At 47.7% G+C, this 15,320-nt stretch carries 14 protein-coding genes and 2 other annotated features (1 of these 16 cut by a window edge); of the genes, 13 read left to right on the top strand and 1 reads right to left on the bottom strand.

All coding sequences use genetic code 11. The annotated features are described in order from the left end of the window. Positions 1 to 125 precede the first annotated feature (125 nt). Positions 126 to 335 carry a YszA family small membrane protein gene (locus tag DT065_RS06975; RefSeq protein ID WP_114371995.1) on the bottom strand — a complete coding sequence of 70 codons (210 nt, stop codon included), beginning with the start codon at positions 333 to 335 and terminating at the stop codon, positions 126 to 128. Positions 336 to 488: 153 nt separating this feature from the next. After that, positions 489 to 701, top strand: a binding site (T-box leader). Positions 702 to 739: 38 nt separating this feature from the next. On the opposite strand from DT065_RS06975, the gene DT065_RS06970 reads away from it, so the two are divergent. From DT065_RS06970 to DT065_RS06910, 13 genes are all read left to right on the top strand, one after another. Continuing rightward, a complete protein-coding gene (locus DT065_RS06970) occupies positions 740 to 3,382 on the top strand; it encodes a valine--tRNA ligase (RefSeq protein WP_114371993.1) in 2,643 nt (880 codons plus the stop codon). A gap of 14 nt (positions 3,383 to 3,396) precedes the next feature. Further along, on the top strand, positions 3,397 to 4,689 hold the full coding sequence (locus DT065_RS06965; protein WP_114371991.1) for a bifunctional folylpolyglutamate synthase/dihydrofolate synthase: 1,293 nt from the start codon (positions 3,397 to 3,399) through the stop codon (positions 4,687 to 4,689). A 137-nt stretch (positions 4,690 to 4,826) separates the two neighbouring features. After that, positions 4,827 to 5,579 carry a prepilin peptidase gene (locus DT065_RS06960; protein ID WP_114371989.1) on the top strand — a complete coding sequence of 251 codons (753 nt, stop codon included), beginning with the start codon at positions 4,827 to 4,829 and terminating at the stop codon, positions 5,577 to 5,579. Positions 5,580 to 5,691: 112 nt separating this feature from the next. Continuing rightward, positions 5,692 to 6,744: a hypothetical protein gene (locus DT065_RS06955; RefSeq protein WP_114371987.1), complete on the top strand. Its 1,053-nt coding sequence runs from the start codon at positions 5,692 to 5,694 to the stop codon at positions 6,742 to 6,744. 20 nt (positions 6,745 to 6,764) lie between these two features. Next, entirely contained in the window at positions 6,765 to 7,382 is a 618-nt protein-coding gene (locus tag DT065_RS06950) for a Maf family protein (RefSeq protein ID WP_114371985.1), read from the top strand. Positions 7,383 to 7,579: 197 nt separating this feature from the next. Beyond that, complete coding sequence (gene radC, locus DT065_RS06945; RefSeq protein WP_335743581.1) at positions 7,580 to 8,272, top strand: RadC family protein; 693 nt, start codon at positions 7,580 to 7,582, stop codon at positions 8,270 to 8,272. Between the two features lie 844 nt (positions 8,273 to 9,116). After that, on the top strand, positions 9,117 to 10,154 hold the full coding sequence (locus DT065_RS06940) for a rod shape-determining protein (protein WP_114371983.1): 1,038 nt from the start codon (positions 9,117 to 9,119) through the stop codon (positions 10,152 to 10,154). 144 nt (positions 10,155 to 10,298) lie between these two features. Beyond that, positions 10,299 to 11,222 carry a rod shape-determining protein MreC gene (gene mreC, locus DT065_RS06935; protein WP_114371981.1) on the top strand — a complete coding sequence of 308 codons (924 nt, stop codon included), beginning with the start codon at positions 10,299 to 10,301 and terminating at the stop codon, positions 11,220 to 11,222. Then, positions 11,222 to 11,743 (top strand): rod shape-determining protein MreD, encoded by a 522-nt coding sequence (gene mreD / locus DT065_RS06930; RefSeq protein ID WP_114371979.1) that lies wholly within the window; start codon positions 11,222 to 11,224, stop codon positions 11,741 to 11,743. The genes mreC and mreD overlap by 1 nt, the downstream gene beginning before the upstream one ends. Positions 11,744 to 11,827: 84 nt before the next feature. Next, positions 11,828 to 12,526 carry a septum site-determining protein MinC gene (locus DT065_RS06925; protein WP_160112442.1) on the top strand — a complete coding sequence of 233 codons (699 nt, stop codon included), beginning with the start codon at positions 11,828 to 11,830 and terminating at the stop codon, positions 12,524 to 12,526. Positions 12,527 to 12,540: 14 nt separating this feature from the next. Continuing rightward, a complete protein-coding gene (gene minD, locus DT065_RS06920) occupies positions 12,541 to 13,344 on the top strand; it encodes a septum site-determining protein MinD (protein WP_114371975.1) in 804 nt (267 codons plus the stop codon). 184 nt (positions 13,345 to 13,528) lie between these two features. Then, complete coding sequence (locus DT065_RS06915; protein WP_114371973.1) at positions 13,529 to 14,338, top strand: M23 family metallopeptidase; 810 nt, start codon at positions 13,529 to 13,531, stop codon at positions 14,336 to 14,338. Beyond that, the gene (locus DT065_RS06910; protein ID WP_114371971.1) at positions 14,331 to 15,179 is read left to right on the top strand and encodes a M50 family metallopeptidase; all 849 of its coding nucleotides are present in this window, start codon (positions 14,331 to 14,333) and stop codon (positions 15,177 to 15,179) included. Before DT065_RS06915 ends, DT065_RS06910 begins: the two co-directional genes overlap by 8 nt. A gap of 75 nt (positions 15,180 to 15,254) precedes the next feature. Beyond that, positions 15,255 to 15,320: a sequence feature (ribosomal protein L21 leader region), on the top strand; it runs 10 nt beyond the window's last position.

The raw sequence follows: 15,320 nt of genomic DNA, 5'->3' as shown, positions 1-15,320 counted from the left end.
GGGTTGAGGATGCCCAAGAAAAAAATCCTCGATCGTAACGCTCCAAGCGAATAGCATGTCCCCCTGGCCTCTGTATATTGAGCGAGCATTGTCAAACATGCCATCGCTCTTTGCATGGGAACGTATCAATAGGGTTTTTTTCGGAAATACCAATAGAGAGAAACAAGGATGACGATAAGAAGCACATCAAACGTCGTAGGCAAAAAAATCGTACGAATCGTCTGAAAGCAAATAATGATCATTAAAATTTGTGCGGCGGCATATCGCCATTTTAAAAACGGGGGTGGGTGTTTTTTTCCATGTCCAGGTGGTGGTTTGTAATAGTTGCGTGCCATGACAGGTCTCCTCCCCTTTCCTTGTACGATAGAAACACCAAAGGTAATTAATACATTCTATGTATGTGGAATAGCGGCTGATACCTATTATTTCCTTCGTTGACGAATTTGTCTCTGTTACGTAGAATAAAGGAAATAACGATTACGAAGCATCTAAAAGCAATGAAACAGAAGGAGTAGGCACTGATCCCTCTACAGAGAAGGAATCCACGGCTGGAAGGTTCCCGGGGCACTCGTGCTGAAGTCGTCTGTATAGCTGCTGTTCCGAATAAAGTAAGAACGGCCGTTGGCAACGTTATCGCTATCTGAGTGTATGAGCAAACGTTCATAAACAAAGGTGGTACCGCGAGCGCTTTCGTCCTTTGAGGGAGGGAGTGCTTTTTTTATTCCTAGGAGGTTTAGATATGGTTGACATGGATAAAAAATATGATCCAAAGCGAACGGAAGCGAAATGGTACCCGTTTTGGGTCAATAATGGTTATTTTGAAGCGACTACACAAGGGGAACGCAATGGAGACCCTTTTTCGATTGTGATTCCCCCTCCGAATGTGACCGGTCGGCTGCACCTTGGCCACGCTTGGGACGTGACCTTGCAGGATATCATTGCCCGCCAAAAGCGCATGGAAGGCCGTGATATGCTTTGGTTGCCGGGGATGGACCATGCCGGGATTGCCACCCAGGCGAAGGTGGAGGCTCAGCTGAAAGAAAAAGGGCAAAGCCGTCATGAGCTGGGACGCGAAAAATTTCTCGACGTCAGCTGGGATTGGAAAGAAGAATATGCGAATTTTATTCGTGAACAATGGGCGACGCTGGGGCTGTCCCTCGATTACACGAGAGAACGATTCACGCTCGATGACGGCCTTTCCAATGCGGTTCGGGAAGTTTTCGTGCGCCTTTATGAAAAAGGCCTCATTTATCGGGGCAAATATATTATCAATTGGGACCCGACTGCCCAAACAGCGCTTTCCGACATCGAAGTGGAATATAAAGAGGTCGAAGGCGCCATGTATCACATGAAGTACCCATTGAAAAATGGCGAAGGCCACATTGAAGTGGCGACGACCCGTCCGGAAACGATGCTCGGGGATACGGCGGTCGCGGTTCATCCGGACGATGAACGTTACCAAGCGCTTATCGGGGAAACAGTTATTTTGCCGATTGTGGAAAGAGAGATTCCAATTGTCGCCGATGACTACGTGGATCGTGAATTTGGTTCGGGAGCGGTGAAAATCACGCCTGCCCATGACCCGAACGACTTTGAAATGGGAGAGCGCCATAACCTCCCGAGAGTATTGGTGATGGACGAAGCGGGCATCATGAACGAAAACGCCGGCGATTATCGGGAGCTTGATCGTTTTGACTGCCGCAAAACGATCGTCCGTGATTTGCAAGAAACGGGCACGCTGTTTCATGTGGAGACGCACATGCATGCTGTCGGCCATTCCGAACGTTCGGGTGCAGTCGTCGAACCGTATCTTTCCACCCAGTGGTTCGTGGACATGAAACCGTTGGCACGAGCGGCTATTGACTTGCAAAAAGAAGAAAATGAAAAAGTCCATTTCGTCCCGCCCCGTTTTGAGCATACGTATTTGCAATGGCTCGAAAATATTCGCGATTGGTGCATTTCCAGGCAATTATGGTGGGGGCACCGGATTCCGGCCTGGTACCATAAAGAAACTGGGGAGATGCATGTCGGAAAAGAAGCACCCACAGACATCGAAAACTGGGAACAAGACGAAGATGTACTCGACACGTGGTTCAGCTCAGCATTATGGCCGTTTTCCACAATGGGCTGGCCGGATGAGGCAGAAGATCTGAATTATTTTTACCCGACCAATGTGCTTGTGACCGGCTATGACATTATCTTTTTCTGGGTCTCCCGCATGATTTTCCAAGGTTTGGAGTTCACAGACGAGCGTCCGTTTCAAGATGTGTTGATCCACGGGCTTGTCCGTGACGCAGAAGGGCGGAAAATGAGCAAATCCCTCGGCAACGGGGTCGACCCGATGAATGTCGTAGAACAATATGGGGCAGATGCGTTGCGCTTTACGTTGGCGACAGGGACATCACCGGGCAACGATTTAACGTTCCAATGGGATAAAGTGACGGCGAACTGGAATTTCGGCAATAAAATCTGGAATGCTTCGCGATTTGCGCTTATGCATATGGAAGGCATGACACATAAGGATATCGATTTAAGCGACGTGACGGCAACGGCCGACCGTTGGATTCTCACGAAATTGCAACGGACGATCTCCCACGTGAGCCAAATGATGGATCGCTATGAATTCGGCGAGGCCGGAAGGGCGCTCTACAACTTCATCTGGGATGACGTTTGTGATTGGTACATTGAAATGGCCAAACTTCCGCTTTACGGGGAAAATGAAAAAGAAAAACAAACGACCCGCTCCGTGCTCGCCCACGTGCTTGATGAAACGTTACGGCTCTTGCATCCGTTCATGCCTTTTTTAACCGAAGAAATCTGGCAGCATCTCCCGCGCGACGGGGAGACGATTACACGGGCGCCATGGCCGAAAGCAAATGAACGGTGGGTCGATGAAGAAGCGCTCAACGATATGGAACTGTATCAAACAGTCATTCGCACGGTTCGCAATACCCGGGCGGAAATGGACGTTGCCCCGCGGAAAGCAATCCCGCTTCATTTAAAACCAACCTCCGAGGATGCAAAAGAAAGATTACTGAGGGGACAACCATATATTGAAAACTTTTGCCACCCGGAAACGCTGGAAATCAGCATGGATCTCGAAGTGCCGGAACAGGCGATTTCGCATGTATTAAGCGGCGTGGAGCTGTATATTCCGCAAGCAGGGCTCATCGATATCGAGGCCGAATTGGCACGATTGCAAGCAGAGAAAGAAAAAATGGATAAAGAAGTCGAGCGTTTGGATCAAAAACTAGCCAACGAAGGTTTTGTAGCGAATGCCCCTGCCGACGTAGTAGAAAAAGAACGGGCCAAGCATGCGGATTATGTTGAAAAAAGAAAAACGATTGTGGAACAAATAAACGAATTGGCGAAAAACAACTAAGGAGCAACGGGTGAATGGATACATTTGCAGAAGTAATGACGTGGTTAAAAAACCACCGACCATTCGGGATAAAGCCGGGGTTGCAGCGTGTCGAACATTTATTGGAGGCGCTCGGCAATCCCGAGCGCCGTCTCTTGTCGGTTCATATCGGTGGCACGAACGGAAAAGGATCAACGCTCACGTATGTCCAATCGATGTTACAAGCATCAGGGCTTAGGGTAGGTACGTTTACTTCTCCCTATATCATTCAGTTTGAAGAGCGTATCAGCGTGAATGGCACCCCAATTCCTCAGGAGGATTTCATTTCCGCGGCCCGTGCCGTTGCTCCGCACGCGGCTGCTCTTGAAAAGACGGAATGGGGGCCTCCGACGGAATTCGAAATTTTAACAGTGATCGCGAACTGGTACTTTGCCAAAGTTGCCGTTCCCGACATCGTCATATGGGAAGTGGGGCTTGGTGGACGTTTGGATTCGACGAATGTCATTCAACCCACCTTAAGTGTGATCACGAACGTCGGGAAAGATCACATGCACATTCTTGGTTCGGAAATCACCGATATCGCCAAAGAAAAAGCAGGAATTATCAAGCCTGCTGTGCCGGTCATCACCGCTTGTCGAAACCCGGAAGCGTCAGCGATTATCCACACACGTGCTGTGGAGATGCACGCGCCGTATTATGCGTTTCAAGAGCATTTTGAGCTGCTCGATGGGTCCATGGACAAAGATGGAGGAACGTTTTCCGTACGCACGCCGTTTCATCGGTATAAGGACCTTCGTGTATTTCTGCGCGGAGAGCATCAGCTGGAAAATGGCGCCCTTGCGGTTATGATCGCCGATTACTTGCGAGTTTACCGGTCCTTTCCGATTGATAAACAATCGCTGGCAGAAGGGTTGGCCAAAGCTTTTTGGCCGGGCCGTCTTGAAAAATTGCAGGAATCTCCGCTCGTGCTTATGGACGGCGCGCACAATCCGGAAGGCGTGGAGCGTTTGGCTCGTTATCTTGCAAAGGTGTATCCAGATCGAGCGCTTCATCTATTAACCGCTTTTACGGTGGAAAAAGAACCGTCAGCGATGTTTGCTCCTATACTCTCTTTGGATCCGGCGAGCTTTATTATGACAAGATTCTCCCATCCAAGAGCAGCAGACCCCGCGCAAGTTTCGTTGGCCGGGGAAGCCTTCAGCGATTGGAAAAAAGGGTACAACGAACTGCTGAAACGCGCGGGTGCAAATGATGTCATTGTATTGGCCGGTTCTTTATACTTCATATCGGAAGTGCGACGTCATTTTTTGGCAGGTAAGAAAGTATAAAACTTTTTCCTTCATAAGTGCAACTAAGGCTTGGCGATAAGCCAAGTTTTCTAAAAGAATAAAGCAGGAAAAACAGAGCAAACGTCGAATAGTTACGGAGAGTGGTTAGTATAGGAGTTTGAGAAAAGGGGTCCTGTTTGCTTCCCGAAGTGATGGTTATGTTGATGCTGGGGCTGATATTCGGATCTTTTTTCCAAGTGGTCGGTGTACGCGTACCGATTGGGAAGCCGATCGCTTGGAGTCGTTCCGAATGCCCCAATTGTCATGCAACATTACAGGCACGTGATCTTTTTCCCGTTGTTTCCTTCCTATCTACCTTGGGAAGGTGCCGCTATTGCACTGTGCATATCTCGCCGCAATATTTTATTGTGGAGATTGCTACTGCTTTTCTCTTCGTCCTTGTCTACGTACGCTTTTATCCCCTTTCGACTGAGATGGTCATCGCGCTCCTCGTCCTTTCTCTCGTTATCATTGTTACGATCACCGATCTTCGTTATATGCGCATTCCAAATGTTATTCTTCTCTTGTTTGCCACCCTGTTCGTTTTCATCCGTCTTTTCATTGATCCCTTGGACCCTTGGTGGAGCTCGTTTTTAGCCGCTTCCACCAGTTTTGTTATCCTGTATTGCGTGCTGCTCTTAAGCGGTGGCGGGATCGGTGGCGGCGATGTTAAATTTTTTGCTGTGCTCGGACTCGCGTTCGGCCTTTGGGACTTGCTACTCGTGTTTTTTCTGTCGACCCTTTTCGGCACGGTAATCGGCTTGTTGGCGCTTGTCAGCGGTCGCTTGAAAACAGGCCAGGCCTTTCCGTTTGCGCCAAGCATTGCGTTGGCGGTGGTCATCGTCCTCTTGTTCGGGAATACGGTTTGGAGTTGGTATCCACTGCCCTAATAATCGGGCTTTGTCGGACAGTTGCACACGCCCATTGACAAAACTCCCCATGCTTCTGATCGAATTTGTGATAAAGTAGGGCAGCAGAAGACGGATGGATGAGGAGGTAGAAATGGGACAAGGCCCCCGCAAAGTAACCTTTAAAATAAACGGCAAAGAAGTAACGAGACATGAAGAAACGCGTGAAGATCGGGAAGTCTCGAATAAAAACAACATCGAGCACGCACGTACGGCCAGGGAACAAAAAATCCCGGAACAAAAAGAGCTTGGATCCCCCCTTTTCAAAAGGGACGCTGAAGGCGATAATGTAGAAAGTCATTCACGGGGAAGGGAACGGCGCGAAGTCATCGATCTTAGAGAAAAGCGGAGGGAATGGGCCGAACGAGATGGCCAACCGTTAACGAATGGTCCCGGATTACCCGTTCATCGGAAGAAAAAGAAACCGGGAGTCAACGTTTCAAGAAAAAGGGGCTCTTTCAAACGTTTGACAATCCCTGTAACCATTGCCGGAGCCTTGATCGTCGGATTAATATTTGGACTCTCGCTGCTTCACTTGGCCACAAATTTTTCCCTGACCTCCGATGCAGGTACAGCAGAAGATGCCCCCGGCAATCAAACCGGCTCTATTGCTGTTGATGAAGACGAGGAGACAGAACAATTGCAACTGGATATTGTCCAGGTAGGGGCCTTCTCAACGAATGACGCCGGGCAAGAGATGCAAGAAGTATTTTCTGAAGCAGGTTTTCCGGCACTCTTGCATGAAGATGAAGAGATGATTTATTTGTATGCCGGAATCACTGCTCAAGGGGAAGCGGATAGCGAGGTAATTCCGGAAATAAACGAAGAAGGATTGGAAGGCTATGTAAAGACATTGTCGGTGCCGGCACCGACAGAAGGAACGGACGAAGAAACCGAACAATTGGCAAGGGAGACAGGAGAAGCCTTAGTAAACGGGTTGGAAGCGACTGGCCCGGAAGGAGGGAAGGAAGAAGCGGAACGCGCCCTCATGGATATGGATATGGACGCCATTGAGGGGGAAGATGACCAAGAAAGCGAGAACTTTTCAGCAACGATCCAATCTTTGCATGAGGAAGGAAACGTCGAGGACCACGAAGCGTGGATGGAAGCAACACTAGCCTATGAAAGATGGATGACTAGTTTCTAGAAAAATGAGGGTGTAAGATCATGTTGATCCTAGCGTCAGCTTCCTTGCGCCGACAGCAACTATTAAACGAGAGCGGTTATGCCTATAGGACTGCCGTCAGCGATAAAGACGAGCATATCCAGGATAAACAAACACCTGCAGAAAATGCCGTTCGTTTGGCTTCGGCAAAAGCTGAAGATGTCCACCAACGATTTCCGGACGATGTCATCCTCGCTGCTGATACGATCGTGGCGATCGATGGCATCTTGCTCGGTAAACCGGCGGATGCCGAAGATGCTGTTCGTATGCTTACCTATTTGTCTGGCAAGAGGCACGAGGTTTGTACAGGCGTTTGCATTAAAAAAGGAACAAAGGTACACACAGATTCGGAAAAAACGAGTATCGATTTTTACAACTTGGACAGGAAAGATATCGAAGCGTATGTTGAAACGGGCGAACCGATGGATAAAGCCGGAGCATATGGTATCCAGGGAAAGGGTGCCCGCTTGGTCGAACGCTTTACCGGTGATTATTTTAATGTTGTAGGGTTACCTGTTGCCAAAGTCGCCCGCATGCTGGAATATTTTCACATTTATCCCGATGGGAAGCGCCCACAGTTCCAGAGGTCAGACACCGGAAGCTGGAAGCCGGAAGAATAATTCTTTGTTTCCTGAAAAAGGCTTTTTCCGACCTCTGGCCTCTGAAATCTGACTTCCGGAAAAACGGGAGGCTAACACCCCGATTCCGACGCACAGGACGTGGCGGTTTTAGCCGGCGTACATTTCAAACCATCAGAGGAGTGATGGAAGTTTCGCTTTATCCACAATGAGTGAAAAATTATAAATGAGGTGAAGTATTGACACGATCCCCCGCGACAAAATCTCCCCTTCCGCTACAAGAAATGCCCCGGGAACGACTCGTTCAAGAAGGGGCTGATTACCTTTCCAACCAGGAACTTCTCGCTATTTTATTAAGAACGGGAACGACGAATGAAACCGTCTTGCAGTTGGCCAATCGGGTCCTTTCCGAATTCGAAGGCATTATGATGCTAAAAGAAGCCAGTTTGGAAGAATTGCAGGCCATCAAGGGCATCGGGCAAGTGAAGGCAATCGAATTGCGTGCAGCGCTAGAGCTTGGGAAACGCATCCATACCATGCAACAAAGGGAAAGGTATTCCATCAAAACACCCGAAGACGCCTCTGATTATGTCATGGAAGAAATGCGTTTTCTTACCCAGGAACACTTTGTGGCCATTTATCTCAACACAAAAAATCAAGTCCTACACAAAAAGACACTGTTTATCGGCAGCCTCAATGCCAGCATCGTCCATCCGCGGGAAGTATTCAAAGAAGCTTTGCGGCGGTCGGCGGCTTCCATCGTTTGTTTGCATAATCATCCTTCCGGCGATCCGTCCCCGAGCAAAGAGGACCGTGAAGTTACCAAGCGTCTCGTTGATTGCGGCAAAGTCCTAGGCGTGGAAGTGTTGGATCATATTATTATCGGTGACCGACGCTACACAAGCTTGCGGGAACACGGGATCATTTCATAACATAGAAGGTTTGTAAAAGGTCAGTGCATTTGCATTGGTCTTTTTTCATTCTAAAAAATAAAAAAGTTCAAAGAATCGTACCCAGCCTACTCAGCTAATGCCCATTGGTGGAATTTCCCGTTCACTTCCTCACGGAAAGGCCTACTCGGAATCCAAACCAACCAAGGTATCGACATGGGGAGGGGGCGTAGAGCAACGAATATGCCGAAGAAAGGACGGCATTGGCATGAAAGGAGGGCAAAGGCCTACTCGGAAGCCGAAGCATCCTTGGCTTCGGCATGAAAAAGGAAGCAAAGCACCACAACTATGCTGAAGGAAGGACAGGATCGGCATGAAAGGAGAGCATAGAAGTGCAGGAAGCCGAAGCATACCTCCGATTCATTTATACACCGAAACACCGCTCATCCCCAATTAAACTGACATTTGGTTGAGCATCCCTATCTCGTGATCGAATCAACCCGAGGGCCAGCTTCCATTTCGTTGGACGTATAAAGACCGTCCTTTGCAGGTGTGACCATTTATTTCAACCCCTTTGCCCTAGTCCTAAAGTTTCCTTATTGTTCGCTTTCAAACATTTATGTCCCGCCTCTGTCCTCTAAAATGTAGAATGATGGACTGTGACGAATTGAGGAAATTTATGAAAGCTTGCTGAAACGCTATGTTTTTAAGGGGATATTGCGTATAATAAATAGGGGAAATTTGATAAAAAGCCAACGTTTTTAGGGTTGTTTTTGAAACGTCATATTCAATAAAATGAATAAGTGTAACGTTTTTTGTGATGAAGCGACAATAAAGAACAAGGTTACAATTATTAGCAGGGTTACCAATGAAGGGAGATACATAGATGTTTGGTGGTTTTTCAAAGGATTTAGGGATTGATTTAGGTACGGCAAATACGCTCGTCTATGTCAAAGGCAAGGGCGTTGTAGTGAGAGAACCATCGGTCGTAGCGATTCGCTCGGATTCGCAAACGATCGAAGCGGTCGGAGATGATGCTAAAAACATGATCGGTCGGACGCCCGGCAACATCGTTGCTACCCGACCGATGAAAGACGGGGTTATCGCAGACTTTGATACAACGGCGACGATGATGAAATATTTCATTCGCCAAGCACAGAAAAACCGCTCGATATTCACACGTAAACCAAACGTCATGGTTTGCGTTCCCTCAGGAATTACGGCTGTGGAAAAAAGAGCGGTAGAAGATGCGACAAAACAAGCAGGCGCACGCGAGGCTTATACGATCGAAGAACCGTTTGCTTCCGCGATCGGGGCGGATCTTCCGGTCTGGGAACCGACCGGAAGCATGGTCGTAGATATTGGTGGCGGTACGACAGAAGTGGCGATCATCTCCCTTGGCGGTATCGTCACAAGCAAATCGATTCGCGTTGCCGGTGATGAACTGGATGACTCCATTATTCAATACATTAAAAAGACGTACAATCTAATGATTGGCGAACGGACGAGCGAAAGCTTAAAAATGGAAATTGGTTCAGCGGATCAATCGGAAAATGTAAGGGGCATGGATATTCGTGGACGAGACCTTGTTACCGGTTTGCCAAAAACGATCACCATTCAATCGGATGAGATTTCCCACGCGATAAGCGATACCGTAACCACCATTATGGAAACGGTAAAAGCAACGCTTGAACGGACCCCGCCGGAACTGGCTGCAGATATCATGGATCGGGGCATTGTCCTTACCGGTGGCGGCTCTCTTTTAAACGGACTTGATAAAGTACTCGGGGAGGAGACGGATATGCCGGTACTCGTTGCAGAAGATCCTTTGGATTGTGTGGCGTTAGGAACGGGCAGAGCGTTGGAGAATCTCCATCTGTTTCGATCTCGTGCCGGAATTACCGCGCGATCGAACCGTAAATAAAGGGCGTGGGGGTTCTTTCTGTTTGGAACGTGTTCCTGCGTTGCCCCCGGAAAACGAATAAGTAATGAATGGTATCAGCGGACGTAATTCCCCGCCCGATAAAGCGGGGATTATTCAAGAAGTTCAATCTAGAAGGTGTCTTCCATGCCCCAATTTTTTTCTAATAAACGTTTGATATTGCTCATGGTCAGCATAATTGTCCTCGTTATACTAGTTGGTTTGACGTTGAATGAACGAGAAGAGGTGACATGGCCGGAGCAATTTATTAATGATACCGTCGGGGTTGTTCAATCTGCCTTTCAGCGCCCGGCGAATTTTTTAAGCGGTATATATGATGATGTCGTTAATGTCGTCAATCTTTATGATGAAAATGAACGTTTGAAAGCCCAGATGAATGACTATGCATTTCTGTCTTCAGAGGTTGAGGGACTGCGAGAAGAAAATGCCAGTTTACAGGAAGCACAGGAGATGGAGGAAAGCTTGAGCGATTATTCGAGTTTGACAGCTCTCGTGATCGAGCGCCAGCCGGACCGTTGGACGGAAACGATCGGGATTAACCGTGGATCCCAACACGGTGTGGAAAATGATATGGCGGTGATTACTTCAGGTGGATTGGTCGGCCGTATTCAAAACACCGGTATGTTTACCTCCCAAGTGCAATTGCTATCCGATGGAGAACGTATGAACCGAATCTCCGCGAAAGTGGCCATCGAAGACGATGATCCTGTCTATGGGTTCATCGAAGGTTGGGACGAGGAAGAAGATGCGTTCATTCTTAGCAAAATTGAGGTTGAAACAGAAATCGAAGAAGGACAGGAAGTAAGCACCTCAGGGCTTGGTGGGCTCGGGTTCCCCGCCGATGTTCCCATCGGGGAAGTTATAGGAGTAGAAACCGACGAATATGGATTAACGGTGAATGCTTTTGTGGAACCGGCCGCTGATTATCACAATATCCAACATGTCATGGTGCTTGACCGTAATAGCTCCGCGCTTGAAGATTTTGAGGAAGAAGAAACCGACGATCCGGAGGAACCGGTGGAACTTGATCCTGAAGGGAGCACAAATTGATGCGTTATTTGCTCCCTATCCTCATCGCTGTTGCATTTTTAATTGAAGGAACATGGTTTCAGATATTGGTCCCGCCTACAGATGAATTTGTATGGGTTCCGCGCTTCGCGTTTGTGATGATTGTTATTATATCCATATACAAGGGCGCGTTAACAGGTTTTATTTATGGGGGGATCACGGGTCTTTTTCAAGATGTGGTCTATTCGTCATTAATAGGCGTTTATATGTTCTCCTATGGCTTAATTGCTTATATAAGCGGTGTCTCCTCCGAATCTGTAAAAACGAAACCATTGCTCGTGTTGGTGGTGATTGTCCTTGCTGTTAGCGGCTTGGAGATCTTGACTTACGGCATCTATCACGGGATTGGCTATGCATCGGTTCCCTTCGGTGATTTTGCCTGGCAACGTTGGATGCCCTCCGTGTTATTAAACGGTGCTTTTGGTATTTTAATCATGATCCCGATGCGAAAAATTTTCAATAAATTGGAGCGCGAAGATCGGTTTAAAAAGGCATCGTTATAGGAACGAAGAAGGAAAAAGAGCAACAAACATCGAAGCTATCCCAAGGTAACATAGCTAAGACCTGGAATGAATCGGGGTGAGCAAGTGAAAACGGGCTATTCAAATCAGTTCGTAACGATTAAAGGCACAAAAGAAGGGCTCATCGTTCATCTTGATGATCGGTGCGCCTATTCGGAACTCATGAGCGAGCTAAGAGCGAAAATGATGGAAAACATGAATGGGAACGACCAAAGCAAAGAAGTTCATGTACGCGTCCATGTAGGCAAGCGCTACGTGGATGACGGGCAGCGGGAAGAGATCCGTTCCACCATTGAGCAGTCTGGCGCGATCATCGTTAGCGAAATTGTCTCTGATGTGATCACAATGGCGGAAGCCATGAAAATAAAGGAAGATAACCAAATCCAATCGTATCCACGTCTCGTTCGTTCCGGCCAAGTGCTGCGTGTGAAAGGAGACGCTCTAATTCTCGGAGATGTTAATCCCGGAGGGACGGTTGAAGCTACCGGAGATGTGTACGTGCTGGGAGCTTTGAAAGGAACCGCCCGTGCCGGCACGGAAGGGAATGATGAAGCGGTGGTCGCGGCCGCGATATTGGTGCCTTCCCAGATGATGATTGCAGATCATTTATACTTAACCGAATTAACTCGTGAGGAATTGGCGAAAGAAGCTACGTACGCGTGGCCCCGTTATGCACATGTGGAAAAGGAACAACAATCGATCCTATTTCAAACGATTAGCAGTTTAGCGGAGTTACGAAAACAGCGAAATACAGAAAAAGAATAAGGAGGGGAAACGTTGTGGGAGAGGCTATCGTCATCACATCAGGGAAAGGCGGCGTCGGGAAAACGACGACATCGGCGAATATTGGGACGGCTTTGGCATTGCAAGGAAAACAGGTTTGCTTGCTCGATACCGATATTGGACTGCGGAACCTTGATGTTGTTATGGGGCTGGAAAACCGAATCATTTATGATCTGGTAGATGTTCTGGAAGAACGCTGTAAAGTCCAACAAGCGTTAATCCGGGATAAACGTTTCGATTGTCTGCACTTGCTTCCCGCGGCGCAAACGAAGGAAAAATCAGCAGTCACGCCGGAGCAAATGGAAGAAATTGTTCATGCATTGAAACCGGATTATGATTACTTAATTATCGACTCCCCGGCCGGTATCGAGCATGGGTTTCGCATTGCGGTAGCCGGTGCCGATCAAGCGATCGTTGTTACTACCCCCGATACATCAGCTGTCCGCGATGCCGATCGCATTATCGGTTTATTGGAACAAGAGGACATCCCTTCACCGAAACTGATTGTGAATCGTGTTCGTACAAGTGCATCGAAAGATGTTTCAGAAGATATGTTGGATGTGGACGACGTCGCTGCCACGTTGGCCGTTGACCTTCTCGGCATTGTCTTTGATGATGAGAATGTTATACGTGCCGCTAATAAAGGCGAACCCGTGGCAACAACTCCGAATACATCCTCCTCACTCGCGTATCGAAACATTGCCAGGCGCATTCTCGGGGAATCCGTCCCCCTCCTTTCCATTGAACCAAAAAAAGGATTTTTTGCGAAGGTAAAAAAATTATTCGGGATTGAAGCATAAAGAGATATCCTGGCGACCTGTTTCTCATGAAGGGAACGGGTCGTTTTTTTTGCAATAGAAAAAAAGACTTAGGCTTTCGGCATCATACGTTTACGCATGATTTTTTCGTTTCGAGTGCAATGAGGCTCCCACGCATATCCTTGTCCCCTCGTTCATACGATGTACAAACGCGGGGAGGGGTGTTATGAGCCGGGATATTGATCGGGTGCGAAAACAATTATCCAAGAAGCGAAAGCAGGAACCGGCGGGGAAAAAAGATCCGATACCGACATCGAAAAATGAAAAGCCATTTTATGGGTACTATCCAAGTCGTGAAGAAATGAATGAACATGAGCCCGAATTTTATCTATGGAGAGATCAAGATAACAAACAATCATCAAGTCCTCGTAAAGAAAAAATGAAACAACGTTTTTTCATTCAGTGGTTGGGAGCGCTTGCTTGTTTTTTACTGACGGCGATGATTGTTCAAACGAACGTTCCATTGTCGGCAGATACGAAACAAACAGCGGTGAACTTGTATGAAAATGAATTTCAATTTGCAACCGTGTCAAATTGGTATGAAGAACAATTTGGGCGTCCACTCGCCCTTTTTCCGGAAGAACAGAGCTATGAATCTGAACTTGTTGGTTCCGAGGGATATGCCTTGCCGGCCGCGGGAGCAGGCATTGCTGAAAGTTTTTCGGAAAATGGCCGCGCTATCGTTCTTGAAACGATGGAAGATGAGGAGGTCATCGCTACTCGCGGCGGGGTCGTCATACAGGCGAGTGCCGATGAAGATTGGGGACAGGTCGTTGTTGTTCAACATGAGGATGGGACGGAAGCATGGTATGGCACTTTGGATTCCATTGATGTTGGTTTATATGATCATGTGGAGGCCGGTGCCTTATTGGGAGAGGTGATGAGTGATGAGGATGGGGAAGGTGGACGTTTTACATTTGCGATACGGGAAAATGAGGAATATATTGATCCTAACGAAGTGATGACATTTGATTAATCTTCTGTTGCTCGTCCGTGTGCATCCCCTGTTTTGGTTTGTGGTCGCGCTAGGCATCGCGACGGGTTATTTTCGCGAACTGCTTATGCTATTTGTGATTGTCTGTTTCCACGAGCTTGGCCATGCTGTCGCCGCAAAATATTTCGGTTGGCGCTTGCGAAAAATTGAACTGCTTCCATTCGGGGGGGTCGCGGAGACAGAGGAATATGGAAATCGTCCTTACCGGGAAGAACTCATCGTTATCCTGGCCGGGCCGTTTCAACACCTTATTCTTATGGCCTTCTCCTGGATTGCTGTTAGCCTCTTCCCTTTTTGGACAACCAGCGATCATGAAGCCTTTCTTTTTCATAACAGCGCACTCTTATTTTTTAATTTATTGCCGCTATGGCCATTGGATGGAGGGAAACTTCTCCAGCTGATCACTTGCAAGTTTTTGCCGTTTCGGGAAGCGCAAACATGGACGCTTCGTTTTTCCTTCGGTTTTCTTATGATCGTCGCTTTAATCACAGCCCTTTTTTATCCGATGCATTTACAGTGGTGGGTGATCCTGGTATTTCTCTCTGTATGCCATTACTTGGAATGGCGACAACAACCATACGGGTTTTTGCGTTTCCTATTGGAAAGACGCTTGCTTGCAAACCAAAGGGAGAAAAAAAACATATTGATCCACGTATCTTCCAAGGAAAGTATTCACGCGGCATTGCGACGCCTGCATAAAGACAAGCAAACGGTGTATAAAATTAAAGAAACGGGCCATTTGATTGAGGAAAGGGATTTGCTCGACCATTGGTTCCAAACACGGGAAAGCCACGTTTCCATCGGCACGCTGGCACACTTGTAAATGCGTTTTTTCATCAGAATTGCTGCATTGACAGCGTTCGTGCCCTGTGATAATATTATGATGTTGTTTGGACCCTCCAAACTACAACCGCGCGGGTAAGGTTATAAGCTGGAAAGGATCGGCACCTTACACGGCGAGTCT

Origin of the sequence: Salicibibacter kimchii, assembly GCF_003336365.1 — a bacterium.
In the GTDB taxonomy this organism is placed as follows: Bacteria; Bacillota; Bacilli; order Bacillales; family Marinococcaceae; genus Salicibibacter; species Salicibibacter kimchii.
The sequence above is the reverse complement of the archived record's forward strand: the minus strand, read 5'-3'. Positions and strand labels throughout refer to the sequence as shown.